Origin of the sequence: Nocardia caishijiensis NBRC 108228 (genome assembly GCF_001612825.1) — a bacterium.
Classification (GTDB): Bacteria; Actinomycetota; Actinomycetes; order Mycobacteriales; family Mycobacteriaceae; genus Nocardia; species Nocardia caishijiensis.
In genome coordinates, this window is sequence record NZ_BDBE01000001.1 from 1 (window position 1) to 23611 (window position 23611).

Sequence of the window (23611 nt, forward strand, 5' to 3'; positions counted from 1 at the left end):
CCGGTCAGAACAAGCCCGGCGAGCCGCTCTACCGGCCTGGTTGCACACCTACAATCACCACCGGCAACACACTGCTATCGGCAGGAAGGCCCCCGTCACCCGATTGACCAACCTGCCTGGGCAGTACAACTAGCTCAGAAGTTCCCGTTGCAGGAACCGGCCAGGTACAGCAGGGCGAAGCAGATCATCAGAATCGTGCCGAAGATTCCGGCGATGTACCCGATCAGCACCTGATGACGGCCACTGAGCCCACCGTAGGACGCGTCGATCTCGTTGAGCGCCCGCTTCCCGAGCGTCCACGCGACCGGACCGAAGATCCCGCAGCAGAACGGGCTGAGCAGCCCGAGCACGAGGATCATGTTCGCCTGCGGATGCTCGACCGTCGGGCCGATCGGTTGATTGGGGATCGCCACCCCCCGAATTCTACGGTGTGCGACCACGATTCGGCGTCAGCGAACCACAAGTTCGGTGTTCGCAGCGCTGGCGTGAGCCAAAAGAGCCGGACGCGGTGCGCTCGGCTCCGACAACACCTCAGCCCAGTCGACGCTGTCGAGCGATATCAGCCAGCACCACACCAGCAGCCACCGAAGCGTTCAGCGACTCGACCGGGCCCGCCATCGGGATACTCAGGATCGAGTCACAGGTCTCGCGGACCAGTCGCGACAACCCCTTGCCCTCCGACCCCACGACGACAACCGTCGGCGCACTGCCGTCGAAATCGTCGAGCGTCGTATCGCCACCAGCATCGAGCCCGACGATCTGGATACCCTGCGCCGCCCAGTCCTTCAGCGTGCGGGTCAGATTGGTCGCCCGGGCGACCGGCAGACGCGCCGCCGCTCCCGCACTCGTCCGCCACGCCACCGCGGTGACAGCCGCGCTGCGCCGCTGCGGGATCACCACACCCTGCCCACCGAACGCGGCGACCGAGCGGATGACCGCCCCGAGGTTGCGCGGGTCGGTGATGTTGTCCAACGCGACGAGCAGCGCGGGCTCGGCGGTCGACTTCACCCGGTCCATCAGGTCTTCGGGGTGGGCGTACCGGTACGGCGGCACCTGCAGGGCGACGCCCTGGTGCAAGCCGTTGGCGCTCAATCGGTCCAGGTCGGTGCGTGGCACCTCGAGGATGGAGATGCCGAGGTCGGCGGCGCGCTGCACGCTCTCGGTGAGCCGTTCGTCGTTCTCGGTGCCGACCGCCACGTAGAGCGCGGTCGCGGGGACGTCGGCGCGCAGGCACTCGAGCACGGGGTTGCGGCCGAGCACGAGCTCGGGACCGTCGTCGGATTTACGTCCGGCCCGCGGCACACCGGACTTGCCGGTCGGACGGCTCTGTGCCGCTTTGGCTTTGGCCGCGGCGGCGGCCCGCTTGGCGGCGGGATGCTTGGTGCGTTCGACCGCGGGCGGGGTGGCGCCGCGCCCTTCGAGGCCGCGGCGGCGCTTGCCACCGGAACCGACGACGGCACCCTTCTTGGTGCCGCCCTTCCTGATCGCTCCGCGTCGCTGTGAATTGCCTGCCATCAGTTCGCCTTTCCGCTAGCTGCGCCCAGCGACCATTCCGGCCCCTGCGGGGTATCGGTGACTTCGATACCCGCCGCGATGAGCCGATCCCGTGCGGCATCGGCTTCTGCCCAGTTCTTGTCGGCCCGCGCGCTCGCCCGGCGATCCAGCTCCGTACGGACCAGCACGTCGAGCGCGTCGAGCGCCGCCGAATTGTCGGCGGGGGTGTACCAGTGTTCGTCGAACGGGTCGACGCCGAGAATGCCGAGCATCGCCCGCACCTGCCCGGCCAGTTCGGCCGCGGTGTCGAGCGCGCCCGCCTCCATGGCGCGATTGCCTTCGTGGACCACATGGTGGATCTCGGCCAGTGCCTTGGGAATCGCCAGATCGTCGTCCAGCGCGGCGGCGAAGGCGTCGGTCCATTTTCCGACCGGCACCGCGCCCACCCGATCGTGCACGCGCCGTACGAACGCTTCGATGCGCTGATAGGAAGCGACCGCGTCGTCGAGCGCCTTGTCGGAGTATTCGAGCATCGAACGGTAATGCGCGCTGCCGAGATAGAAACGCAATTCCACCGGGCGCACTCGGGTGAGCACATTCGGCACCGAGAGAACATTGCCGAGCGATTTCGACATTTTCTCCCCACCCATCGTCACCCAGCCGTTGTGCAGCCAGTAACGCGCGAAACCGTCGCCTGCCGCCTTCGACTGGGCGATCTCGTTCTCGTGGTGCGGGAAGATCAGATCCATTCCACCGCAATGGATATCGAATTCGGCACCGAGATAGAACTCGGCCATCGCGGAGCATTCCAGATGCCAGCCGGGACGGCCGGGGCCCCACGGCGACGGCCAACTCGGCTCGCCCGGCTTGGCGCCTTTCCACAGGGTGAAATCGCGGGGGTCGCGTTTGCCTCTGGTCGGGGTTTCGCCCTGGTGTACGTCGTCGAGTTTGTGGCCGGAGAGCTCACCGTATTCGGGCCAGCTCACCACGTCGAAATACACGTCGCCGTCGGCGGCGTAGGCGTGGCCGCGTTCGATCAGCCGTTCCATCAGGGTGACCATCTGCGTGATGTGCCCGGTGGCGCGCGGTTCGGCCGACGGGGCAAGTACACCGAGGGTTTCGTAGGCGGAATCGAACGCGCGCTCGTGCGTGGCGGCCCATTCCCACCACGGCCTGCCCGCCTCGGCGGCCTTGTTCAGGATCTTGTCGTCGATATCGGTGACATTGCGGATGAATCGCACGTCGTAGTCGTGCGCGAGCAGCCACCGGCGCAGCACGTCGAACGCGACGCCGCTGCGCACATGCCCGATATGGGGCTGACCCTGCACGGTGGCACCACACAGATACACCGAGGCACGGCCGGGGACCAGCGGGATGAATTCCCGCATGGTCCGCGTGTCGGTGTCAAAAAGGCGCAAGGTCACGGCATTCGATCCTAGTCGGTGGGATGAGAGTGAGGTTGACCGGCCGGTTCGTGGCTCGCCGTAATACGGGCGGCGACGACAGGGCGGCCGGGTGGGGAAGGCCCGTCAGGGCTGCGAACACTCCAGCAGACAGGTCGCGATGGCGGCGACACCTTCACCGCGCCCGGTCAAGCCGAGCCCGTCGGTGGTGGTACCGGACACCGACACCGGCGCGTCGAGTAATTCGCCGAGTACTTTTTGCGCTTCGGCGCGGCGCGGGCCGATCTTGGGGCGATTGCCGATGACCTGCACGGCGGCATTGACGACGGAGTAGCCGTCGCCGGTGAGGAGTCTGCGGACTTCGGTGAGCATGGCGGCGCCGGTCACTCCGGCCCATTCGGGGCGGCCGACGCCGAAGACGGCGCCCACGTCGCCCAGACCGGCGGCGGAGAGCAGTGCGTCGCACAGGGCGTGCACTGCCACGTCACCGTCGGAGTGGCCCGCGCAGCCGTCGGCGTCCGGGAACAGCAATCCAGCCATCCAGCAGGGACGACCGGGTTCGATGGGATGCACGTCGCTGCCGATGCCGACTCTCATTTCGCGACCTCGCTCCGGTCGGCAGAGCGACTGAGCTGCGCGGAGTCGCCGCCGGGCAGGGAATCGGCGGTCGCGAGCTGTGTTGTCGTGTCTGCGGACGCGGCCTCGGGCGTCCCCGCCGACTCGAGCGAGGCGGTTGCGTCGGCCGGGGCATCGCGTCGGCGGGCGAGAACGGCTTCGGCGAGGGTCAGGTCGAGTGGCGTGGTGATCTTGAATGCCAGTGGGTCGCCCGCGACTGTGTGCACGGTGGCGCCGAGACGTTCGACCAGGCCCGCGTCGTCGGTGGCGGCGAGGTCGGTGGCGTAGGCGCGGCGCAGGAGGTCGGCGTCGAAGCCCTGGGGGGTTTGGATGGCGCGCAGGAGGGCGCGGTCGGGGGTGCCGGTGACCGCACCCGCGGCGTCGACCGATTTCACGGTGTCGACGACGGGCAGGGCGGGTACGACGGCGGGTCTGCCCGCCTGTAGTTCGGCGGCCACGCGCGCGATCAACGTGGGCGGGGTGAGCGCGCGGGCCGCGTCGTGCACGAGGTAGTACCCGGCGTCGGGCGCGGCCGCGATGCCCGCGCGCACCGAATCGGTGCGTTCCGCGCCGCCGACGACGACCCGCACCGGCACAGGGGGCATCGAATCGCCGGTCAGCGACGTGGAGGACAGCAGAGCGGACGCGGCGTCGACCAGTTCGGCGGGCACGACCACGACGACCAGGTGCACCGCACCGGACGCGATCAGCCCGTCAACGGCGAGCCGGACCATAGGTGTACCGCCGACCGGGACGAACGCCTTCGGGGTGGATTCACCCAGGCGCACGCCACGACCGGCGGCAGGAACCAGTGCTACGACAGGTCGCACACTACGAGGCCGCGGCGAGGACCTCGTCGAGCAGCGATTCGGCCTTGCCGTCGTCGGTGCCCTCGGCGAGCGCGAGCTCACCGACGAGGATCTGACGCGCCTTGGCCAGCATCCGCTTCTCACCGGCGGACAGGCCGCGGTCCTGCTCACGACGCCACAGGTCGCGCACGACCTCGGCCACCTTGTTCACATCGCCGGAGGCGAGCTTCTCGAGGTTGGCCTTGTAACGGCGGGACCAGTTGGTCGGCTCCTCCGTGTGCGGCGCGCGTAGCACCTGGAAGACGCGGTCGAGACCCTCCTGGCCGACGACGTCGCGCACGCCGACGTATTCGGCGTTTTCCGCGGGAACGCGAACGGTCAGGTCGCCTTGCGCGACCTTCAGGACCAGATACTCTTTCTGCACACCCTTGATGGTGCGGGTCTCGATTGCTTCGATCAGCGCCGCTCCGTGGTGGGGGTAAACGACGGTGTCTCCGACCTTAAAAATCATGTGTCCCGTGCCCCTTTCGATGTTCACAGTTTAACATGCGACTCGGTAACGGCGCGATCAACTGTGCAGGTCAGGGCCACAACGAGGACATCCAAGGGGTTGACAATCAAGAATTGTTGTGCATTGTGTTGCGCCAGAACAGGTTAACCACCAGCACAACGACCGGTATTCCCCATCGAGGCGCCCGGCATCGCCCCGGCAACCGGGTCCGGGACACCGAACTGTTACTTCCGCCCCCGCGCGTCGCGAGCCCCGACGCCACGCGCGCGAAGCGAACTACTACGCTGCCTAGTTACTACCCTCCGGTCCCCGTGTGGAACGGAGTGAGCCCGGTCGACATGGAGGACAAACCGTGACTGCCCTGAAAGCTGTGACCGCCCCGTCGGCGCGACGTCGCATGGCGACGGTTGCCGCCCTCGCCGCCGCCGCGGGCATCGCCCTGAGCGGCTGCAGTGCCGGCCAGCACACCCAGACCTCGTCGCAGGCCGCCGCCATCAACGGCAACCACGCCGATGTCGGCGAGATCTCCCTGCGCAACGTGCACATCGTGTACCCCGAGGCGACCTCGGAGCACCAGAAGGGCGGCAAGGCCGTCCTCGCCCTGTCGATCATCAACGGCAGCGAGACCGTCACCGACGAGCTCACCAGCGTGAGCACCGACCTCGGCCCGATCAAGATCACCGGCCCGGCCGGTGGCAAGTTCGAGCTGAAGCCGCAGGAGACCGTGCTCGTCGGCCCGGCGAGCGTCACCGCCGCGGCCGAGGGCGACGACCACCACGGCACCACCACGGCCGCCCCGACCAGCACCAGCGTGGCGCCGACCCCGGCGCCCGGTGGCGGCGACTCCAGCGCGAGCAATGCCGCCGCCGTGCCCGCCAGCATCGAGATCACCGGTCTCGCGGAGAACATCACCCCCGGCCTGACCTACACGGTCACCTTCAACTTCAAGGACGCGGGCACCGTGCAGGTGAACGTTCCGGTCGACGCCGCCACCTCCGAGCGTGTCGAGAACGACAAGTCCGGCCCGGCGCCCGAGGGCGCGGGCGGCGGTCACTGAGACCAGCGCCAGAGCAAGCCGTCGCGAACTTTCGCGGCGGCTTTCTTTGTTGTCGGACCCGGTCCGTAGGGTGCGCGTGTGGCCAAGACCAAAGCTGTCTTCCGATGCACCGCGTGTTCGCACGAGGTGTCGAAATGGGTTGGCAAGTGTCCTGATTGTGGCGCGTGGGGCACCGTGAACGAAGTCGCGGTCTCGGCCGCGACCACGGCACCGGGGCGCAAGGCCATGCTGCCGAGCACGGCCGCGGCGCCACTGACACAGATCGACGCCAAGATCACCCAGGCCAGGTCGACGGGGGTGAGCGAGCTCGATCGGGTGCTCGGTGGTGGGGTCGTGCCGGGGTCGGTGGTGCTGCTGTCGGGAGAGCCGGGCGTCGGCAAGTCGACGCTGCTGCTCGAGGTCGCGTTCCGGTGGGCGGCCCAACGCAGCGAGACCGCGCTGTACGTGACGGCGGAGGAGTCGGCGGGGCAGGTGCGGCTACGGGCCGACCGGACCGGTGCCGTGCACGACCGGGTGTATCTGGCCGCCGAATCGGACCTGTCGATCGTGCTCGGGCACGTGGAACAGGTGCGCCCGACGCTGCTGGTCGTCGACTCGGTCCAGACGATGCTCGCCCCCGAGGTCGACGGCGTGATCGGCGGTGTCACCCAGGTGCGCGCGGTGACGGCGGCGCTCACCTCGCTGGCCAAGGCGAGCGGGATCGCGGTGCTGCTGGTCGGGCATGTCACCAAGGACGGCAATGTGGCAGGTCCGCGCACGCTCGAGCATCTCGTGGATGTGGTGCTGCAGTTCGAGGGCGACAAGAACTCCTCGCTACGCATGGTGCGCGGCATCAAGAACCGTTTCGGCAGTGCCGACGAAGTGGGTTGTTTCGAACTGCACGAAGACGGCATCGCCTGCGTCGACGATCCGTCGGGGCTGTTCCTGCACCATCGCACCGACGCGGTGCCAGGCACCGCGGTGACGGTCGCGATGGACGGCAAACGCCCGCTGGTCGCCGAGGTGCAGGGTCTCACGGTGAAGACCGAGATCCCCCAGCCACGACGTGCGGTGAGCGGCCTGGACTACAACCGCGTCGCCATGGTGTTGGCCGTGCTGCAGAGCCGTGGCCGGGTGTTCCTCGGCAAGCACGATGTGTACGCGGCGACCGTCGGCGGCATGCGCCTGGTCGAGCCGACTGCCGATCTGGCCATCGCCCTCGCCATCGCCAGCGCCGAGGCCGATATCGCGCTGCCCGCGGGCTGGGTGATCCTCGGTGAGGTCGGCCTCGCGGGCGAGGTCCGCAAGATCACCGGACTCACCCGGCGCCTGGCCGAGGCCGAGCGATTGGGCTTCACCACCGCCCTGGTACCCCCTGGTTCGGAGAAGTCGAAGCTCGGTTCGATGCGGATCTACGAGGTGGGGGATCTGCGTTCGGCGCTGCGGCTGGCCGAACTCCGCAAATCCCGGGCACCCCGCGAACCGGTGGCCGTGGAATAACTCCGGCAAACGGCGCTTTCCGGTCGAATTCGGCATTTCGGCGGCAACATCCATTGACACGGTTGCCGATCCTGCGAATTCTGCAAATCAGCCGTCTTGGACATGTGATTTACAGCGCATCCGCATAATGCCCGGTCGGACGGATTTCAGTCGGCCAGATTGAACGGTTCGGCGGCGCTGCGGATGGCACCGAGTTGTGCGACGACCATGTACGCCCCCGCCGGAACGGGCAGCCGCTCTCCCGCGCATTGCGGCTGCGAGGTGGTGCCGAACCAGGTGCCCTTGTAGGACAGCTGCTCGCCCGCCTTCAGGGTCTTCATCTCCGGTGGCCCGTCCGGGGTGCAGTCGTTGCTCGCCCACAGCCTGCGTTGACCGTCGAGGGTGTAGACGAGGAACTGCGGGCCCGCGCCGAGATCGCGCGAGCAGGCGGCCGTGGAGATATTGGTGATGACGGTGCCGAAGCCCGGCTGGTCGCCCACCCGGTAGGTCGGCTGGTTGACCGTCACCTTCAGCGCCAGCGACTGATCGCCGCACGGCTGGGCCGCGGGCTCCGGGGTCGCCGAGGCCGTCGACGACGGCGCCGCCGACGTACTGGTCACCGACGTGCTCGACGCCGCGGCACTGCTCGAGCTGCTGGTCGGGGATGTGCTCGCGACCGTCGTCGAGGACGCGCCCGCCGACGAACCGGACGAATCACCACCCCGCGCCACCATCGTGACCAGCCAGACCACGATCGCGAGCGCGACGATGATGACGCCGATGGCGAGCGCGCGACGACGCCAGTAGATCTCCGGTGGCAGCGGTCCATTCGGTTCCAGCACGCTTCAAAGGTAAGCGCAGCGCGCGGGGGCGCGCTCGATGACCTCGGCGTGTCGGGCGCTTACCGCCCGATTCAGACCGTCTCGCCGATGTTGCCGACCACCCGGCGCAGGTGCGCGCGACCGTCCGACAGCTGGTAGGTGACGCTCGCGATCGCGCACTGACCAGTGGCGACACGCTGGGAGATGATCATCGAGCGCTGCATGAGCAGCTTGCTGGTCTCCACCACGTGCCGGGCCTCCAGCTCGTCGACCGTCGTGAGCCCTTCGCGGCGGCCGAGCAGGATCGAGGGGGTCACCTTCTCGACCACGCTGCGGATGAAGCCGCCGGGGACGGCGCCGCCGTCGAGCGCGTCGATGGTGGCCTTCACCGCGCCGCAGCTGTCGTGGCCGAGCACGACGATCAGCGGCACATTGAGCACCTCGACGCCGTATTCGATCGAGCCGAGCACCGAGGAGTCGACGACGTGGCCCGCGGTGCGCACCACGAACATGTCGCCGAGACCCTGGTCGAAGATCAGTTCTGCGGCCACTCGCGAATCGCCGCAGCCGAACAGGATGGCGTGCGGTCGCTGTCCGTTCACGAGCTTGGCTCGGTCGGCCGCCCCCTGGCTAGGATGCAGCAGAGTGTCGTTGACGAAGCGCTCGTTGCCCTCGCGCAGCGACTTCCAGGCGCTTATCGGATTGGAACCAGGCATACCGACCATTGTGCACACGCTCGTGGTTACCAGCGAGTCTGCGCTGTTACGCCTCGGCAAAGTCGGCCTGGCAGAGACGGAACGGAAACAGTGAGTATCGACGCCGAGGTCCTGCTGGATTGGTTCACCGAGCAGGCGCGTGATCTGCCGTGGCGGCGGCCGGAGGCGACCGCCTGGCACATCCTGATGAGCGAGATCATGCTGCAGCAGACCCCGGTGGCCCGGGTGGAGCCGATCTGGCGCGAATGGGTGGCGCGCTGGCCGGTGCCCTCGGCGATGGCGGCGTCGTCACAGGCCGAGGTGTTGCGCGCGTGGGGCAAGCTCGGCTACCCGCGCCGCGCGCTGCGGTTGCACGAATGCGCCCGGGTGCTCGCGACCGAGCACGGCGACGTGGTTCCGACCGATGTCGACGTGCTGCTGAGCCTGCCGGGAATCGGCGCCTACACCGCACGCGCGGTGGCGTGTTTCGCCTACGGGCAGCGAGTTCCCGTGGTGGATACCAATGTTCGCCGTGTGGTCGCGCGAGCGGTGCACGGTCGGGAACCGGGTAACCCGTCCTCGCGCGATCTCGCCGAAACCGAGGCCCTGCTGCCGACCTCGGTACCGAGGGCCGCGAAGTTCTCGGCGGCGCTGATGGAACTGGGTGCGCTGGTCTGCACGGCCCGCAACCCGGACTGCGCCCGGTGTCCGCTGCCGCGTTGCGCCTGGGTCGACGCGGGCAGACCCGCCGCCGAGGTCGTCCGCAAGGTGCAGAAGTACGAGGGCACCGATCGGCAGGCACGCGGCAGGCTGCTCGACGTGCTGCGTGAGGCGTCGGGCCCGGTCGAACGGGTGCGCCTGGATCTGGCCTGGACCCGCGACCCGGGACAGCGGGCCCGTGCGCTGGATTCGCTGCTGGTCGACGGGCTGATCGAGCAGACCGAAGACGGCTTGTTCGCGCTGGCAGGCGAAGGCGCCTGACGCTGGGAGACGCGAAGCCGTCTCACGCCCGCAACCGCGCGAGGAACCCCTCGACGTGCGCGCGGTATTCCTCGGGCCGTTCGTCGTGGATGAGGTGGCCCGCGCCGAGGACTCGCACGTACTCCGCGTCCGGATGTACCTCGGCCATGGTTCGCATCTGACCCGGCGGGGTGATGGTGTGTTCGCCTTCGATGAGCAGCGCGGGAACGCTCAGCGACTTCCACTCGTCCCAGAAGTCGCGGGTTCCCCATTCCTCGGAGATCGCGCGGAAGGTGTCGACCTCCCCGTGTAGCCGGTAGCCGTCGTCGTTGTCGAACGCGCGCAGGAAGTAGCGACCGGCGACCGGACCGAAATAGTCGAGGACGGCTTGTTCGTCCGGGAAGGGTTGCGGCCAGGAGTGGATGAGTTCGGCCCAGTGCGCGGCGGTGCGGCCGGTGAAATCCGGGGCGATGTCCTCGACGACGATCCCCCGCACCCGCTCGGGATGGGTCGCCGCGAACACCCACCCGTGCAGCGCACCCATCGAATGCCCGATCACGATCATCGGTTCGGTGATCGCCGCCGTGTGCTCGGCGAGGTCGGCGACGAACGCCTCGGTGGTGAGCTCCGCAGGCGGAACACGGCCGTGACCTGCGGCATCGAAGGTGTACACCTGCCCGAACTCGCGCAGCCACGGCACCTGATCCGACCAGGTCCGTGCGCTTCCCATCAGCCCGTGCAGCAGCAGAATCGGCTGTCCGGTCCCGCCTTCGTCGTACAACACGTCCCCGATTCTGCCCCGTATACAGTCGGGTCATGGCTGTTGTGAAGATCAATGCGATCGAGATTCCCGAGGGCGCTGGCCCCGAACTGGAGAAGCGGTTCGCCGCGCGTGCCCACGCCGTGGAGAACTCCCCCGGTTTCCTCGGCTTCCAGTTGCTGCGCCCGGTGGCCGGTGACAACCGGTACTTCGTTGTGACGCAGTGGGATTCGGAGGAGTCGTTCGCAGCGTGGCGGGACGGCCCGGCCCGCGCGGCGCACGCCGGTCACGGTGGCGACGGCGAACGGCCCAAGCCGGTGTCGACCGGTGCGTCGCTGCTCGAATTCGAGGTCGTGCTCGACGTGCCCGCGAAGGCCTGATCCGGGCGTTTCCGCTGGATGTGTTGACGCGCGCCGAGGGCGCCTGTCACAGTTCGGGAGTAACACGCGAGGGTGCGCGGTAATCCGGTGAGATTCCGGAGCGGTCGCGCCACTGTGTTCCGTACCGGATTCCGGTGCGGACAGCCAGACATCGGCACCCTCGCCCATCGCTTCGATCGCGGGACGCGCATCCCGGAGGAGGACCCGAATGGCCATCGCGCATTCACCCAGCCGCTCTACCGGCCTCGACACCCTGGCGACCGTGCTCGTCACGGCCGGTGTCGTTCTGCTTGCACTGCTCACGCTGTACCTGGTCGGTTTCGACCAGGGTGCCGTCTCGCGTAGCGGGATGTTCCTGCACGAGCTGATGCACGACGGACGTCACCTGCTCGGTGTCCCGTGCCACTGACCGGATCACTCAAAACCCTGCTGTTACGTGGTCTGCTGGCGGGTCTGATCGCCGGTCTGCTCGCGGCGACGGTCGGCTTCTTCATCGGCGAACCGCACATCGATGCGGCGATCGCCATCGAGGAAGCCGGATCCGGCGGACATTCGCACGGAACTGTCGAGGAGCACTCACACGAGGAAGAACCGCTGGTCAGCCGGTCGGGGCAGCAGGCAGGCCAGTTCCTCGCGCTGGCGCTCGCCGGGATGGCCTTCGGTGCGATCCTCGCCGCCGTGCTGAACGTGGGCCGTCGGTTCACCACCCTGCCTGGTCCCCGATTGTGCTTGGCCGCAGCGGGTTTCGGGTGGGTGGCGATCGTCGCGGTGCCGTTCTTCAAGTACCCGGCGAATCCACCGGCCGTCGGCGACCCGGCGACCATCGATCAGCGCACCTGGCTGTGGGTGGCCGTAGTCGTGCTCGGCCTGCTCGCCGTCGCGGCGGCGATCGCGGCCTACCGTGCGCTGGCCGGACAGCTCAGCTCGTTCCGGCTGATTGCGGCGGTAGCGGCGTTCGCACTGGTCACGGCGGTCGGCTATGTGCTGCTGCCGGGTGTGAACGAAGTGTCCGACGACTTCCCCGCGACGCTGCTGTGGCAGTTCCGGGTGGCGTCACTCGCCGAAACCGCCACGCTCTGGGCGGCTCTGGGACTGGCGTTCGCGGCGCTTACCGAATGGTCGACCGCGCGTAGCACTCCGGTAGCACGCGAGGTCGCTACCTCGGGGTGATCCTCGCGAGTACGACGAGAAGGCAGTGTCGCCGTCATGACCGACACTGCCTTCTCTGTTTCCGCCGTCCGTCCCGGCGCGGTGCGCGTGGCCTTCGCCGGGCTGGTCACCGCGCTCGCCGCCGGGGTCGCCGAGGGGCTGCTGCGCGCCGTGCGCGGTGGTACCGAGTTCGGCGCCACCGCAACAGGTCTGCTGCCCCGGTTGGCCATCTACCTGGTGGTGCTCGGGGTGGCGATGCGCATGGCCGACGGCAGCCGCGTGGCGCGGGCCCTGCTCACGGTCGGCATCGGCGTGATCGGGCTGGTCTCGCTCGTCATCGAACCACTCGCGGTGGTGCTGTCGACCGACGACTTCGGTGCCCTGTTCGGTGGGCTCCCGACCGACTCGGCCGTCCTGGTGGCCTGCCGGGCGGTGCACATCCTCGCGGTGGTGATCGCGATTGCGGCGATGTACACCCCGGCCGCACACCGCTGGTTCACCCAGCGGTGAGTGCTCAGATCAGTTCGGCGTCGAGTTCCACCTCGGCGACACCGGCGAGCGCCTTGCTCACCGGGCAGCCGTTCTTGGCCGCGGTCGCCGCGGTGTAGAAGCCCTCGGCGTCGATGCCCGAGGCGACGGCACGGACGGTGAGCTTGATCTTGCTGATCCGGAAACCGCCCGCCGGGTCCGGGCCGAGCGTCACGTCGGCGGTGACATCGAGACTTTCCGGGGTGCCGCCGACATTGGCGATCTCGGCCGAGAGCGCCATCGAGTAACACGACGAATGCGCTGCCGCGATCAACTCTTCGGGGCTGGTGCCCTCGGCGTTGTCGGCCGCGCGCCGGGGGAAGGTCACGTCGTACTTGCCGACCCCGGAGCTGACCAGCTCGACCTGCCCGGAGCCGTCCTGCAGCCCGCCTGCCCAGAGTGTGCGTGCGCTACGAGTCGCCATTACGTTCCTTTCGCATCAGTCAGGTGTGTGTGCGATACCGAACCTACGTGAGCTCAGACCGGGATACTCGTCACTTCGTCGAGGCGTTCGAGCTTGTCCGGCCAGACCTGCTGATGCAGGTCGCGGATGGCGGCGGTGGGGAAACCGGAGTGCCGCAGCCGCAACCGGATGCCGCGTGGCTGCTTCAGGAATTCGGCGGCGACGACGGTTTCCACCCCCTCGGTCGCGGCGGTGACCCAGGTGAACTCGATGCGGCGGTTCGGCTCGAGGGTGAGGATGCGGCCGTAGTGCGGGTTGCGTTTCTCGGCCGAGCCGGTGTCGAAATAGAGGGGCTCGTGCACGGCGGGCCGCATCAGCACCGAGCCGGGGACGGCCAGCCACAGGTCGAGGCCCTGGGTCCAAGCCGCGTACAGCAGGCTCGGCTGGGCCTTCATGACTCGCTCGACGGTGAGCTCGTGGGGCCGAGTGGACAGGTCCGGGGGGCGAACTGGCTGGTCCATCAGCCGACCTTACCGGTCGAACGCCCACCGAGCCCGCATCGGGTGTGCCACAGCGTCACTCGGGGTTGGTGACACGCGCGAGCACGATGCCGCCGAGGATCAGGGCCAGCGCGAACACCCGACCCGCGCTGAGCGGGTCCTTGTGCACGAGCACACCGAGCCCGATCGCCCCGAGCGCGCCGATTCCGGTGAACACCGCGTACGCCGTGCCGACCGGGAGCGTCTGCATGGCACGCGAGAGCAGGTAGACCGCGAGCGAGCCGAGCGCGACGCACAGCAGGGTCGGCCCGAGCTTGGTGAAGTTCTCGGTGGGTTTGATGGTCTGCGACCAGATGATTTCGACGAGCCCGGCCACGCCGAGCAGGACCCAGTTCATCGCACGTAATCCTTTGCGAGCAGGCGTACCTCGGCGAGAGCGGCGTCGAGCGAGGCCGCGTGTTCGGCACGCAGGTGGGCGAGGTTCGGATCCGACACCGCGTTGGCGAGTTCGGCGTTGACGACAACGGTGTCGGTGACGGCGTAGTGACCAGCGAAGAAGTCGCGCAGGTAGCGCTCCTGATAGTCGAACGCGGCTTTCGGGGCGCCGGGCGAATAGGCGCCGCCCCGGGCGGACACGACGACGAACCGCCTGTGCCCCAGCGACATCCGAGGGAACGTCACCTGATCGAGCCAGGCCTTGAGCGTGGCGGGGATCGAGTAGTTGTACATCGGGGTGCCGATCAGGATCACGTCGGCGGCCAGCAATTGCGCCAGCAGCGGTTCGACGATGCGCCAGGCGGCCGAGGCGGCGGGGGTGACGGCCAGGTCGGGCAGGCGATCGAGGTCGGTGCTGCCCGCCGCGAGGACGGCGTCGCACAGCTGGGTCCAGCCCTCGTCGATGAATGGTGCGGGGTCGGTGGCGAGGTCGCGGTAGGTGTAGTCGCCCTCGGGGGCCGCTGCGCGCCAGGCCCGCACGAATTCCGCGCCGAGCTTGCGGCTGAGGGAACCGGTCCTGGCGCTGGCGTCGAGGTGCAGCAGGTGGGTCATGGTCGAACCTTTCACTAACCGGACGTTATGTCCGCTTGATTCGACGATAGAGCACAAGTGGACACCTTGTCCACATATTGGTTTCTCGGCTAGAGTCGAGCCCATGGAGCCTCGATCCGACCTGCTCACCGGCACGGCGCCACCTCCCGAACGCACCGACGCGGCACGCAACCGCGCCAAGGTGCTCGCCGCGGCGGCCGACCTCTTCGCCACCCGCGACCCGCGCACCGTCACCATGGACGACATCGCCAAGGCCGCGGGCGTCGGCCGGGGCACCCTGTACCGGCGCTATCCCGACCGCAACGCCATCGCCGTCGCCCTGCTCGACGAACACGAACGCGCCATCCAGGAGCAACTCCTGCGCGGCGACCCCCCGCTCGGGCCCGGCGCGCCCCCCACCGAGCGACTCGCCGCCTTCTACGCCGCGATGGTCGAATTGCTCAGCGCGCACGCGCATCTGGTGCTCGGCGCCGAAACCGGCGGCGCCCGCTTCGCCACCGGCGCCTACGGCTTCTGGTCGCTGCACGTGCGCGCACTGCTGGTCGATGCCGGTGTCCCCCAGCCGGATTCGCTGATCGATACGGTCCTGGCGCCCGTGGCGGCCGAGGTCTACCTCCAGCAGCGCGAGCGTGGGTTGACCCCCGATCAGATCACCGCTGGTCTGTCGGTGCTCGCCCACCGGCTGCTCGGGACCGCACAACCTGCTGGTGACCAGGTGATCGTGGCGGGCAGCGAGCGGGCGGGCACCACATCCCTCCAGCGGCCACGCGACGGGGGTGTGGGAAAAATACGTGCGTAGGCCGACGCTTCTGTCGGGTCGACGCAATAGGGTTGCGTGGGTGGGAGCGAAGTGGGAGCGTGACGCGGCCGTGCGGGACTGGGCGCTGGCGGTGGTTGTCGCGATAGTGCAGCTGGCGGGCAGTTCGGGGGCGAACGCGCAGCAGACCGGGGTGCGCTCGCTCGACGCCTTCGCCTATCTGCTGCTGGTGGCCGGGCCGATCGCGCTCGGCTTCCGGCGGTTGCTTCCCGAACCGGTACTCGCGGTCGCGCTGCTCGCCGCCGTGTCCTACGTGCTGCGCGACTACGGGTACGGACCGATCTTGCTTTCCCTCGTCATCGCCTTCCTCACCGCCGCGGTGCACGGCTCACGCTGGCGCACTTACCCTTCGGTGGTCGTCGGCTATCTGATGATGGTGTGGCCGCTCCCCACCCTGCTCGGTCGCGAGGTCGACGGGTGGCAGGTATTCGGCCTGCTCGCCTGGCTGGGTGTCCTGGTCGGCATCGCCGAGGGCATCCGGCAGCGGCGCGCGGTGGTGCTCGCGCGGGCGCAGCGTGCCGAGGCGGTGCAACGCGAGGAACAGGCACAGCAGGCACGGGCCGCCGCCGAAGAGCGGCTCGCCATCGCCCGCGAACTGCACGACGTTCTGGCACACAGTCTTTCGCTCATCAATGCGCAGTCGTCGGTGGCGCTGGAGCTGTTCGACCGCAAACCGCAGCAGGCCGCCGCCGCCTTGGCCACCATCAAAACCACCTCCAAAGAAGCGCTGACCGAGGTCCACACACTGCTGCACGCCATCCGCAGCGGCGCGCCCGCCGCACCCGAACAGCCGGAAACCCCTGCACCCGAACCGGTTCCGGCGCCCGCCCCGCGCGCCCCCGCCCCCACCCTCGACGACCTCGACACCCTGTTGCGGCGCACAAGAGCGACCGGGCTGCCCGTCGACACCAGGATCATCGGCACCCCGAAGAAGCTGCCGAGCGTGATCGACGTCGCCGCGGCGCGCATCATCCAGGAATCGCTGACCAATGTGACGCGCCACGCGCCCGGTTCGACGGCCACGGTCACCCTGCGCTACACCACCGACACGGTCGACATCACCGTCGACAACACCCGCCCCACCGGCACCGCCACCCGTACCGGCCTGGGCGGCAACGGCATCATCGGCATGCGCGAACGGGCCCACGCCCTCGGCGGAGCCCTCACCGCCGGACCCCGCCCGTCCGGCGGTTTCCGAGTGGCCGCCCGGCTTCCCGCCCGACCCGCGGGCGCCGAGGTAGCCGCCAACGGCGCCACGGCGGGGGCCGAGGCATGAGCAACCACGTGCCGATCCGGGAAAGTTCGCCCAGGTAGATGTGTATGTGGGCATGCTCGCGGAACGGGCAACCACGCTGGGTGAACCGTGGTCGCGCAACCTCGGCGGAGGCATCCGTTAGCTCCGATTCCACCTCCATCCGCGAGAAATGCGTATCACCTACTGGCTCGCACCGGGCCGTCGCATCGTGCTGCTGACCGTTTTCCGTAAGACTCGTATGCGGGAGACCGATGAGGTCGCACGAGCCAAAGCCTTGCGCAAGGTGTGCGAATCGGAGCACGGCTGTGCCCACACAGATTTCGACAGGAGGTAACCCGAATGACCGAACACCCTTCGATGGACGATCTGCGCCGCGAGCGAATGACCGGTCCAGACTACGACGCACGTGAGTACCAGGCCGGCCGGGCGGAGGCGATCCTGGCGATCCAGTTGGCCGAATCCATCCGAGAACGGCGCCTCGAGCTCGGACTGACGCAGACGCAGCTCGCTGAACGTGCCGGACTGCGGCAGCCTGAAGTCTCGCGCTTGGAATCCGGTGGTGGAACACCGACGATAGGCATGCTCGAACGGCTGGCACATGCGCTCGAAGTGCGGTTCGTCGCTCGATTCGAGAAGGTCGATGCGGCTTAGTCAGGTGTTCTCGCCTGCTCGGCGGCGTTCGGCGTCGGAGAAGTTGGCGCGGCGGGCCATGCCAGCCGGGGCGGCCTGGGCTCGGGCGGAGTAGGCGGAGAGGGCGTCGAAGGCGCCTCGGACGCCGCCCGCAACGGGGGCGTACGTGATGGAGGAGCCGGGGTCGAAGCCGAGGGCGGAGCCTACTCCGACGGCGTCCATGTTGGCGCCGAGGAAGACGAAGGTCCAGTTGTAGACGTCCTGCTGCTGGGTGATGAGCGAGCGCACCGCCGCGTGGGTCCATTCGCGGCTGGAGTTCTCGTGGCCGTCGGTGAGGACGACCACGATCACCGTGCCGGGACGTTCGTGCTCGGGGCGGGCGGCGAGTTCCTCGCCGACGCTGGTGACGAGCTTGCCGACGGCGTCGTACAGCGCGGTCCCACCTCGGGGCAGCAGGTTCGGCGCGGGCACCTGGTCCAGCGGCACATTCGAATAGACCACCTCGTAGGTGGTGTCGAACTGCGCCAACGTCACCTCGATGCGTTTGGGCACCTCCCGCTGCTGCTCGAAATACGCGGCCAACCCACCTTCGGTGTCGGCCTTGATCGTCTGCATCGAACCGGAACGGTCGAGCAGAACAGCGATGAGCGTGCGATCGGAATCAGTCATGTGCGTGAACACCCCCGTGTCGTGTGGACTGGCCCGATCCACCGTACGCCGCGAATTCACCTGCGGGAGACCACGAAAAGCGAGCCGAAAGGTATCTCCAAGTTCGCATTCCTACCTTCGCTTCCCATGGGCCCAGTTCTCGCATTCCACCGAATTTCCGACGCCGACGCCGCCCGCATCACCGCCGATGCCGAGGCCGCGCTCGACCTGATCGATAGGCTCGACCACACCGGCGAACCCAACGGCGACATCGACAAAGCCTGGGACGGCCTGCGCTACCTGCTCGAGGCCGCGAACATCGACCTGGACCTGTTCGGCGATCTCGACCCCTGGGCTGGCGACGGCGCCACGCGGATCTGGTCGGCCGCCGAGATCGCCGCGGCCGCCCGCATCCTCACCGCGACGCCCTACAGCGTCCTGGAGAAACATTTCGACCCGGCCGCCATGGACGACGACGACATTTATCCCGCGATCTGGGACACCGATTTCTGCCGTGATTTCCTCCGCGAGAACTACGACGCGCTGCGCGAATTCTTCGTCTTCGCCGCCGAGCGCGATTCACAAGCCGTCGTGCTGTTCCAATAACCGCCGGGCGTGGGTGGTCACCACTGTGTTCTGACGAAAGTTACCGAGAGACAAGGGAGTTGACGTGGGGGCAATTATGTCGTTCATGAGAGTGAGCGCGACCGAACTGGAAGCGGCGATGCGACACCGCGACATCATGGAGGAGTTCCTCGCCGCGTACGAGCCGCCCGCGGGCGATCCGAGCGGCTATCTCGACAAGGCATGGGGCGGCCTGAATTACCTGCTGGAGGCCGCGCGCACCGGTGTCGACCTGTTCTTCACAGCCGTGCCATTGCCGGTCGGCGAGTACAACGGGTGGACAGCTGAGCAGGTGTCACACACCGCGGAACTGCTCACGAATACGCCGTTCGCCACGCTGGCCGACCACTATGACCCGGCGGCCATGGTGGCGGCGCGGGTATATCCCAATATGTGGGGGCTTCCCAGCAACGACGGCCTCGGTTACCTCCGGGAGTATCACCGCAACCTGGTCGCCGTATTTCAGCATGCCGCCCATCACGAGTCCGCCTTGATCCAGCACTTCGGCTGATACCGGGCAGGAAAAAGCCCGCCTCCGGTTCGCAGGAGGCGGGCTTTTTCGTTCAGCCGGTTACTCGCCGGAGGCGGCGGCGTCGGGGGTGGTTCCCTCGGCCGCACCGGTGAGGACGACCTCGGGCTTGTCGTCGCCCTTGGGCGCCTTGGTCAGCTTCGTCTTGCCCTCGAAGGTGAACTTGGCGTCCTCGCCCTGGCCCTCGCCGTTCCAGTTCTCGACGTCGACCGTGATGGTCTGGCCCGCGCCGATCTCGCCGAAGAGGATCTTCTCCGACAGCTGGTCCTCGATCTCGCGCTGGATCGTGCGACGCAGCGGCCGCGCACCGAGGACCGGGTCGAAACCGCGCTTGGCCAGCAGGGCCTTGGCCTGCTCGGTCAGCTCGATGCCCATGTCCTTGTTCTTCAGCTGCTTGGCGACGCGGCCGATCATCAGGTCCACCATCTGCACGATCTGCTCGCTGGTGAGCTGGTGGAAGACGATCACGTCGTCGATGCGGTTGAGGAACTCGGGGCGGAAGTGCTTCTTCAGCTCGTCATTGACCTTGAGCTTCATCCGCTCGTAGTTCGACCCCTCGGCGTTGGACTGGGTGAAGCCCAGGCCGACGGCCTTGGAGATGTCGGACGTACCGAGGTTCGAGGTGAAGATCAGCACGGTGTTCTTGAAGTCGACCGTACGACCCTGACCGTCGGTGAGACGGCCGTCCTCGAGCACCTGCAGGAGGGTGTTGTAGATCTCCTGGTGCGCCTTCTCGATCTCGTCGAACAGGACAACGGAGAACGGCTTGCGGCGCACCTTCTCGGTGAGCTGGCCGCCCTCTTCGTAGCCCACGTACCCCGGAGGGGCACCGAACAGGCGAGACGCGGTGAAGCGGTCGTGGAACTCGCCCATGTCGATCTGGATGAGCGCGTCGTCGTCACCGAACAGGAAGTTCGCCAGCGCCTTGGACAGCTCGGTCTTACCGACACCGGACGGACCGGCGAAGATGAACGAGCCGGAGGGACGCTTCGGATCCTTCAGACCGGCGCGCGTGCGGCGGATCGCCTTGGAGACGGCCTTGACGGCGTCTTCCTGGCCGATGATCCGCTTGTGCAGCTCGTCCTCCATACGGAGCAGACGGGTGGTCTCCTCCTCGGTGAGCTTGAAGACGGGGATACCGGTCCAGTTGGCCAGCACCTCCGCGATCTGCTCGTCGTCGACCTCGGCAACTACGTCCAGGTCACCCGAACGCCACTGCTTCTCCCGCTCGGCGCGCTTGGCGACGAGCTGCTTCTCCTTGTCGCGCAGGCGCGCGGCCTTCTCGAAGTCCTGCGCGTCGATCGCGCTTTCCTTCTCGCGGCGGGCGTCGGCGATCTTGTCGTCGAACTCGCGCAGGTCCGGCGGCGCGGTCATCCGGCGGATACGCATGCGCGCGCCCGCCTCGTCGATGAGGTCGATCGCCTTGTCCGGCAGGAACCGGTCGTTGATGTAGCGGTCGGCCAGCGTCGCGGCGGCGACCAGGGCACCGTCGGTGATGGACACCCGGTGGTGCGCCTCGTAGCGGTCGCGCAGACCCTTGAGGATGTTGATGGTGTGCTCGACGGTCGGCTCGCCGACCTGCACCGGCTGGAAGCGGCGTTCCAGGGCGGCGTCCTTCTCGATGTACTTGCGGTACTCGTCGAGGGTGGTCGCACCGATGGTCTGCAGCTCGCCACGGGCCAGCTTCGGCTTCAGGATCGAGGCAGCGTCGATGGCGCCTTCGGCAGCACCCGCGCCGACGAGCGTGTGCAGCTCGTCGATGAACAGGATGATGTCGCCGCGGGTGTTGATCTCCTTGAGCACCTTCTTCAGGCGCTCTTCGAAGTCACCGCGGTAGCGGCTGCCCGCGACCAGGGAACCCAGGTCGAGGGTGTAGAGCTGCTTGTCCTTGAGGGTCTCGGGGACCTCGCCGTTGACGATGGCCTGCGCCAGGCCCTCGACCACGGCGGTCTTACCGACGCCGGGCTCACCGATCAGCACCGGGTTGTTCTTGGTGCGGCGGCTCAGCACCTGCATGACGCGCTCGATTTCCTTCGAGCGGCCGATGACGGGGTCGAGCTTGCCTTCCAGCGCCGCCTGCGTGAGGTTGCGACCGAACTGGTCGAGCACCAGCGAAGTGGACGGCGTGCCCGCCTCACCGCGCGAGCCGGTGCCCTCGACGGGCTCCTTGCCCTGGTACCCGGACAGCAGCTGGATGACCTGCTGACGGACCCGATTGAGATCGGCGCCCAGCTTCACGAGCACCTGGGCGGCGACGCCCTCACCCTCGCGGATGAGGCCGAGCAGGATGTGCTCGGTGCCGATGTAGTTGTGACCGAGCTGCAGCGCCTCGCGCAGACTCAGTTCCAGCACCTTTTTCGCACGCGGGGTGAAGGGGATGTGACCGGACGGCGCCTGCTGGCCCTGCCCGATGATCTCCTCGACCTGGCTGCGCACACCCTCCAGCGAGATGCCAAGGGACTCCAGCGACTTCGCCGCCACGCCCTCGCCCTCGTGGATCAACCCAAGCAGGATGTGCTCGGTGCCGATGTAGTTGTGGTTGAGCATCCGGGCCTCTTCTTGGGCCAGGACAACGACACGCCTCGCGCGGTCGGTGAACCTCTCGAACATCGCTCCCTCACTCTCCTGCTCCGACATTCTGGCAACAGACGCCGCTGTGTGCTCGGTACAACCTTGGGCGCCGGAGGCGACAACTGTCGCCGTCAGCCTGCCATGAAGCCCGGGGGTTGCGGCCCCCGCCATCCACTCTAGTTGGCAGAGGATTCCGCCGTCGCCGCTCCACCCTATTGGGGACCGGTGACAACTTGGTCATTCACTCACAACGCGCACGTCGCGGCATTCGTTTCCGTTCCAGTTTTGCCTACAGCGAAATCCCGGCTCAGCCGGTGAACGGGGGCACGAACTCGCACGGGACCGGCGCCTGACCGGCCGGATCGAGGGCGTTGAGCACGTACGCGGCGGCGCGCGGGCTGCCCGCGATGGCCATGTGCTCGGAGTAGTCCTGCGCGCACCCGTCCTGCACGACCACGGAGGTGGCGTTCGGGCCGGGGGCCAGCCCCGAGGTGTAGGGAACGACGAGCTCGTCGAGGACCGTGACGATATTGGTGTAGGTGACGCGCGGGTCGTACACGCCGTCGGCGTTGAGCGCGGTCATGAACGGCGAACCGGTGAACATCTGCGCGCAGGCCTGGCACAGCGAGCCGGTGGCGGCGTCGAAGACCGGCCCCGCCCCTAGTGCCCGGCTGAAGTGGGCGATATCGCCCGCGCCGAACGCGTTGGTGCCGAGCCAGGGCGGCGCGATCCCGACCAGCCGGGCCACCCTGTCACCGCCGCCGAGCCGTTTCAGGTAGTAGTTGCCGACGATGTTGCCCTGAGAATGGGCGATCAGGTCGACCCGCTCGGCGCCGGTGCGTGCGAGAACATCGTCGACGAAGGCCGACACCTCCGCCGCGCTCTGCTCGATCGGACGCATCCCGCCGATGGCCGAGACGGGCCAGGGCAGCGCGTAGGCGCCGTAGGTGAGGGTGAACACGCAATAGTCCTCATTGGCCAGCAGCGGGGCGTACACGCCCCAATTCGTCTGTGCCCCACCGCCGGTGCCGTGCAACAGCACGACCGGATTCGGATGCTCCGGCGTGGGAACGCAATTCGGGTCGTTCGCGCCGGGCAGCGCGCCGCCAGGATTCGTCAGCTCGGGCGCGATACCGGCGAAGAAGTTGTAGTCGACCGGGTAGGGCTCGGCGGCCGCACCGCCTGCCCCAACCAGGCCAAGCAGCATCGCGACGGCCAGAACGAGCATCGACTTACTTCGCATGGAACCACCCCTTACTAGAACGTGTTCCAGTCATCATGGAACACGCTCCAGCTTTCGCGTGGCACTACGGCGCGATTCAGCGCACCAGCGCGTGCGAAATGGTCTGTCCCGCGAACGGAACCGCGGCGTTCGACTTGCCCTGCTGCACGCCCGCGACGAACAGCGCACCGCACAGCACCAGGAACGCCGCCGTGTGCAGTACCGCGCGCACGATGTTCCAGCGCACCCACGCCGTCTCGAACTCGGCGCGCACCGAGGCGGTGTCGGCCAGCGTCGCCGGGTCGCCCGCCGCGGCCAGGGCGTCGTTGAGTGGCACGTTCTGCCCGGCGGTGACCGCGAACGCGATCACGTTGAGCACCAGCGCGATACCGATCCAGATCAGGGCGGTGCGGTGGTCGCCACCCAGGTGCAGCGCGGCCGCGAGCGCGGTGAAGCCGACCGTCCCGAGGAAGCCGAACATGAACCACGGGTTGATGATCACCACGTTGATCTTCTGCATGACCTCGATCAGCGTGCGGTCTCCCGTGCGCGCCAGGGCGGGCATCACCGAGATCGCGTAGGCGTAGAACACGCCCGCGACGAGGCCGGTGCTGAGCATCGCGAGAACCAGAGAGGACAAACGAACGGCCGACATGGGAATCAACTCCTGACTCGAATCCGGAGTCGCACTCCGGTGACAGGAATCAGTCAACCGCGTCCGAGCC

The 23611-nt window shown here is 67.9% G+C and carries 28 protein-coding genes and 2 pseudogenes; 13 read left to right on the forward strand and 17 right to left on the reverse strand.

The window, feature by feature from the left end; all coding sequences use genetic code 11:
• Positions 1-133, forward strand: a pseudogene (locus NC7_RS28795) (IS481 family transposase); the annotation flags it as partial.
• A 1-nt stretch (position 134) separates the two neighbouring features.
• On the opposite strand, the gene NC7_RS00005 reads toward NC7_RS28795, so the two are convergent.
• From NC7_RS00005 to carD, 6 genes and pseudogenes are all read right to left on the reverse strand, one after another.
• Positions 135-413 (reverse strand): DUF4190 domain-containing protein, encoded by a 279-nt coding sequence (locus NC7_RS00005; RefSeq protein WP_067977381.1) that lies wholly within the window; start codon positions 411-413, stop codon positions 135-137.
• Positions 414-531: 118 nt separating this feature from the next.
• Positions 532-1515, reverse strand: a complete 984-nt coding sequence (gene rlmB, locus NC7_RS00010) for a 23S rRNA (guanosine(2251)-2'-O)-methyltransferase RlmB (RefSeq protein WP_067977383.1) — start codon at positions 1513-1515, stop codon at positions 532-534.
• A complete protein-coding gene (gene cysS, locus NC7_RS00015) occupies positions 1515-2918 on the reverse strand; it encodes a cysteine--tRNA ligase (protein WP_067977385.1) in 1404 nt (467 codons plus the stop codon). Before cysS ends, rlmB begins: the two co-directional genes overlap by 1 nt.
• A 105-nt stretch (positions 2919-3023) precedes the next feature.
• On the reverse strand, positions 3024-3494 hold the full coding sequence (ispF, locus tag NC7_RS00020) for a 2-C-methyl-D-erythritol 2,4-cyclodiphosphate synthase (RefSeq protein WP_067977388.1): 471 nt from the start codon (positions 3492-3494) through the stop codon (positions 3024-3026).
• A gap of 167 nt (positions 3495-3661) precedes the next feature.
• A pseudogene (gene ispD, locus NC7_RS00025) lies at positions 3662-4342 on the reverse strand (2-C-methyl-D-erythritol 4-phosphate cytidylyltransferase); the annotation flags it as partial.
• Position 4343: 1 nt separating this feature from the next.
• Positions 4344-4832, reverse strand: a complete 489-nt coding sequence (carD, locus tag NC7_RS00030; protein ID WP_019044685.1) for an RNA polymerase-binding transcription factor CarD — start codon at positions 4830-4832, stop codon at positions 4344-4346.
• Positions 4833-5184: 352 nt separating this feature from the next.
• Here carD and NC7_RS00035 point away from each other — a divergent pair, with 352 nt between their 5' ends.
• Complete coding sequence (locus tag NC7_RS00035) at positions 5185-5889, forward strand: copper chaperone PCu(A)C domain-containing protein (RefSeq protein WP_236573738.1); 705 nt, start codon at positions 5185-5187, stop codon at positions 5887-5889.
• A gap of 78 nt (positions 5890-5967) precedes the next feature.
• Complete coding sequence (gene radA / locus NC7_RS00040; protein WP_067977390.1) at positions 5968-7368, forward strand: DNA repair protein RadA; 1401 nt, start codon at positions 5968-5970, stop codon at positions 7366-7368.
• Positions 7369-7514: 146 nt separating this feature from the next.
• Here radA and NC7_RS00045 read toward each other — a convergent pair whose 3' ends face one another.
• Positions 7515-8189, reverse strand: coding sequence for a hypothetical protein (locus NC7_RS00045; protein WP_067977391.1), 675 nt, complete (start codon positions 8187-8189; stop codon positions 7515-7517).
• Positions 8190-8260: 71 nt separating this feature from the next.
• A complete protein-coding gene (locus NC7_RS00050; RefSeq protein WP_067977523.1) occupies positions 8261-8884 on the reverse strand; it encodes a carbonic anhydrase in 624 nt (207 codons plus the stop codon).
• A gap of 90 nt (positions 8885-8974) precedes the next feature.
• Between NC7_RS00050 and NC7_RS00055 the strand changes: the two genes are divergently transcribed.
• Positions 8975-9844, forward strand: coding sequence for an iron-sulfur binding domain-containing protein (locus tag NC7_RS00055; RefSeq protein WP_067977393.1), 870 nt, complete (start codon positions 8975-8977; stop codon positions 9842-9844).
• 22 nt (positions 9845-9866) lie between these two features.
• Here the strand turns inward: NC7_RS00055 and NC7_RS00060 are convergent, their stop codons facing one another.
• Positions 9867-10607, reverse strand: a complete 741-nt coding sequence (locus tag NC7_RS00060) for an alpha/beta fold hydrolase (protein ID WP_067977394.1) — start codon at positions 10605-10607, stop codon at positions 9867-9869.
• 32 nt (positions 10608-10639) lie between these two features.
• Between NC7_RS00060 and NC7_RS00065 the strand changes: the two genes are divergently transcribed.
• The 4 genes from NC7_RS00065 (at position 10640) to NC7_RS00080 (ending at position 12622) form a co-directional block, all read left to right on the forward strand.
• Complete coding sequence (locus tag NC7_RS00065) at positions 10640-10963, forward strand: antibiotic biosynthesis monooxygenase family protein (RefSeq protein ID WP_067977396.1); 324 nt, start codon at positions 10640-10642, stop codon at positions 10961-10963.
• A gap of 208 nt (positions 10964-11171) precedes the next feature.
• Positions 11172-11372 (forward strand): CbtB domain-containing protein, encoded by a 201-nt coding sequence (locus tag NC7_RS00070; RefSeq protein ID WP_067977397.1) that lies wholly within the window; start codon positions 11172-11174, stop codon positions 11370-11372.
• Positions 11363-12133 (forward strand): CbtA family protein, encoded by a 771-nt coding sequence (locus tag NC7_RS00075; protein ID WP_067977398.1) that lies wholly within the window; start codon positions 11363-11365, stop codon positions 12131-12133. Before NC7_RS00070 ends, NC7_RS00075 begins: the two co-directional genes overlap by 10 nt.
• Before the next feature lie 36 nt (positions 12134-12169).
• Positions 12170-12622, forward strand: a complete 453-nt coding sequence (locus NC7_RS00080) for a hypothetical protein (protein WP_067977400.1) — start codon at positions 12170-12172, stop codon at positions 12620-12622.
• 4 nt (positions 12623-12626) lie between these two features.
• Here the strand turns inward: NC7_RS00080 and NC7_RS00085 are convergent, their stop codons facing one another.
• From NC7_RS00085 to NC7_RS00100, 4 genes are read right to left on the reverse strand one after another with little or no spacing between them, the layout of a single operon-like run.
• A complete protein-coding gene (locus NC7_RS00085; protein WP_067495675.1) occupies positions 12627-13064 on the reverse strand; it encodes an OsmC family peroxiredoxin in 438 nt (145 codons plus the stop codon).
• Positions 13065-13117: 53 nt separating this feature from the next.
• The gene (locus NC7_RS00090) at positions 13118-13564 is read right to left on the reverse strand and encodes an SRPBCC family protein (RefSeq protein WP_067977401.1); all 447 of its coding nucleotides are present in this window, start codon (positions 13562-13564) and stop codon (positions 13118-13120) included.
• 55 nt (positions 13565-13619) lie between these two features.
• On the reverse strand, positions 13620-13940 hold the full coding sequence (locus tag NC7_RS00095; protein ID WP_067977402.1) for a DMT family transporter: 321 nt from the start codon (positions 13938-13940) through the stop codon (positions 13620-13622).
• Positions 13937-14590 carry an FMN-dependent NADH-azoreductase gene (locus NC7_RS00100; protein WP_067977525.1) on the reverse strand — a complete coding sequence of 218 codons (654 nt, stop codon included), beginning with the start codon at positions 14588-14590 and terminating at the stop codon, positions 13937-13939. The genes NC7_RS00095 and NC7_RS00100 overlap by 4 nt, the downstream gene beginning before the upstream one ends.
• A 103-nt stretch (positions 14591-14693) precedes the next feature.
• Here NC7_RS00100 and NC7_RS00105 point away from each other — a divergent pair, with 103 nt between their 5' ends.
• The 3 genes from NC7_RS00105 to NC7_RS00120 all read left to right on the forward strand — a co-directional run bounded on the left by NC7_RS00105 (position 14694) and on the right by NC7_RS00120 (position 17313).
• Positions 14694-15389 carry a TetR/AcrR family transcriptional regulator gene (locus NC7_RS00105; RefSeq protein ID WP_084457639.1) on the forward strand — a complete coding sequence of 232 codons (696 nt, stop codon included), beginning with the start codon at positions 14694-14696 and terminating at the stop codon, positions 15387-15389.
• Between the two features lie 40 nt (positions 15390-15429).
• On the forward strand, positions 15430-16683 hold the full coding sequence (locus tag NC7_RS00110) for a sensor histidine kinase (RefSeq protein ID WP_067977404.1): 1254 nt from the start codon (positions 15430-15432) through the stop codon (positions 16681-16683).
• Positions 16684-17001: 318 nt separating this feature from the next.
• Positions 17002-17313, forward strand: a complete 312-nt coding sequence (locus tag NC7_RS00120) for a helix-turn-helix domain-containing protein (RefSeq protein ID WP_067977407.1) — start codon at positions 17002-17004, stop codon at positions 17311-17313.
• Here the strand turns inward: NC7_RS00120 and NC7_RS00125 are convergent, their stop codons facing one another.
• Positions 17314-17961, reverse strand: a complete 648-nt coding sequence (locus NC7_RS00125) for a vWA domain-containing protein (RefSeq protein ID WP_084457642.1) — start codon at positions 17959-17961, stop codon at positions 17314-17316.
• Positions 17962-18087: 126 nt separating this feature from the next.
• On the opposite strand from NC7_RS00125, the gene NC7_RS00130 reads away from it, so the two are divergent.
• Together NC7_RS00130 and NC7_RS00135 are read left to right on the forward strand one after the other, a co-directional pair.
• Entirely contained in the window at positions 18088-18546 is a 459-nt protein-coding gene (locus NC7_RS00130; RefSeq protein ID WP_067977413.1) for a DUF1877 family protein, read from the forward strand.
• A 76-nt stretch (positions 18547-18622) separates the two neighbouring features.
• Positions 18623-19075, forward strand: coding sequence for a DUF1877 family protein (locus NC7_RS00135; RefSeq protein WP_067977414.1), 453 nt, complete (start codon positions 18623-18625; stop codon positions 19073-19075).
• 60 nt (positions 19076-19135) lie between these two features.
• Here the strand turns inward: NC7_RS00135 and NC7_RS00140 are convergent, their stop codons facing one another.
• The 3 genes from NC7_RS00140 to NC7_RS00150 all read right to left on the reverse strand — a co-directional run bounded on the left by NC7_RS00140 (position 19136) and on the right by NC7_RS00150 (position 23541).
• Positions 19136-21703 carry an ATP-dependent Clp protease ATP-binding subunit gene (locus tag NC7_RS00140; protein WP_067977529.1) on the reverse strand — a complete coding sequence of 856 codons (2568 nt, stop codon included), beginning with the start codon at positions 21701-21703 and terminating at the stop codon, positions 19136-19138.
• Between the two features lie 268 nt (positions 21704-21971).
• Positions 21972-22907 (reverse strand): esterase/lipase family protein, encoded by a 936-nt coding sequence (locus NC7_RS00145; RefSeq protein ID WP_067977416.1) that lies wholly within the window; start codon positions 22905-22907, stop codon positions 21972-21974.
• 76 nt (positions 22908-22983) lie between these two features.
• Positions 22984-23541 carry an anthrone oxygenase family protein gene (locus NC7_RS00150; RefSeq protein WP_067977424.1) on the reverse strand — a complete coding sequence of 186 codons (558 nt, stop codon included), beginning with the start codon at positions 23539-23541 and terminating at the stop codon, positions 22984-22986.
• Between the last annotated feature and the right edge of the window lie 70 nt (positions 23542-23611).

Bases quoted from the DNA above. Each gene is read 5' to 3' on its own strand.
- NC7_RS00140 (WP_067977529.1), bottom strand. From the start codon at position 21,703: ATGTTCGAGAGGTTCACCGACCGCGCGAGGCGTGTCGTTGTCCTGGCC.
- NC7_RS00100 (WP_067977525.1), bottom strand. From the start codon at position 14,590: ATGACCCACCTGCTGCACCTCGACGCCAGCGCCAGGACCGGTTCCCTC.
- carD (WP_019044685.1), bottom strand. From the start codon at position 4,832: ATGATTTTTAAGGTCGGAGACACCGTCGTTTACCCCCACCACGGAGCG.
- NC7_RS00135 (WP_067977414.1), top strand. From the start codon at position 18,623: ATGTCGTTCATGAGAGTGAGCGCGACCGAACTGGAAGCGGCGATGCGA.
- NC7_RS00150 (WP_067977424.1), bottom strand. From the start codon at position 23,541: ATGTCGGCCGTTCGTTTGTCCTCTCTGGTTCTCGCGATGCTCAGCACC.
- NC7_RS00095 (WP_067977402.1), bottom strand. From the start codon at position 13,940: ATGAACTGGGTCCTGCTCGGCGTGGCCGGGCTCGTCGAAATCATCTGG.
- NC7_RS00125 (WP_084457642.1), bottom strand. From the start codon at position 17,961: ATGACTGATTCCGATCGCACGCTCATCGCTGTTCTGCTCGACCGTTCC.
- NC7_RS00050 (WP_067977523.1), bottom strand. From the start codon at position 8,884: ATGCCTGGTTCCAATCCGATAAGCGCCTGGAAGTCGCTGCGCGAGGGC.
- NC7_RS00120 (WP_067977407.1), top strand. From the start codon at position 17,002: ATGACCGAACACCCTTCGATGGACGATCTGCGCCGCGAGCGAATGACC.
- NC7_RS00085 (WP_067495675.1), bottom strand. From the start codon at position 13,064: ATGGCGACTCGTAGCGCACGCACACTCTGGGCAGGCGGGCTGCAGGAC.
- NC7_RS00105 (WP_084457639.1), top strand. From the start codon at position 14,694: ATGGAGCCTCGATCCGACCTGCTCACCGGCACGGCGCCACCTCCCGAA.
- NC7_RS00090 (WP_067977401.1), bottom strand. From the start codon at position 13,564: ATGGACCAGCCAGTTCGCCCCCCGGACCTGTCCACTCGGCCCCACGAG.
- NC7_RS00070 (WP_067977397.1), top strand. From the start codon at position 11,172: ATGGCCATCGCGCATTCACCCAGCCGCTCTACCGGCCTCGACACCCTG.
- NC7_RS00080 (WP_067977400.1), top strand. From the start codon at position 12,170: ATGACCGACACTGCCTTCTCTGTTTCCGCCGTCCGTCCCGGCGCGGTG.
- NC7_RS00130 (WP_067977413.1), top strand. From the start codon at position 18,088: ATGGGCCCAGTTCTCGCATTCCACCGAATTTCCGACGCCGACGCCGCC.
- rlmB (WP_067977383.1), bottom strand. From the start codon at position 1,515: ATGGCAGGCAATTCACAGCGACGCGGAGCGATCAGGAAGGGCGGCACC.
- NC7_RS00065 (WP_067977396.1), top strand. From the start codon at position 10,640: ATGGCTGTTGTGAAGATCAATGCGATCGAGATTCCCGAGGGCGCTGGC.
- ispF (WP_067977388.1), bottom strand. From the start codon at position 3,494: ATGAGAGTCGGCATCGGCAGCGACGTGCATCCCATCGAACCCGGTCGT.
- NC7_RS00145 (WP_067977416.1), bottom strand. From the start codon at position 22,907: ATGCGAAGTAAGTCGATGCTCGTTCTGGCCGTCGCGATGCTGCTTGGC.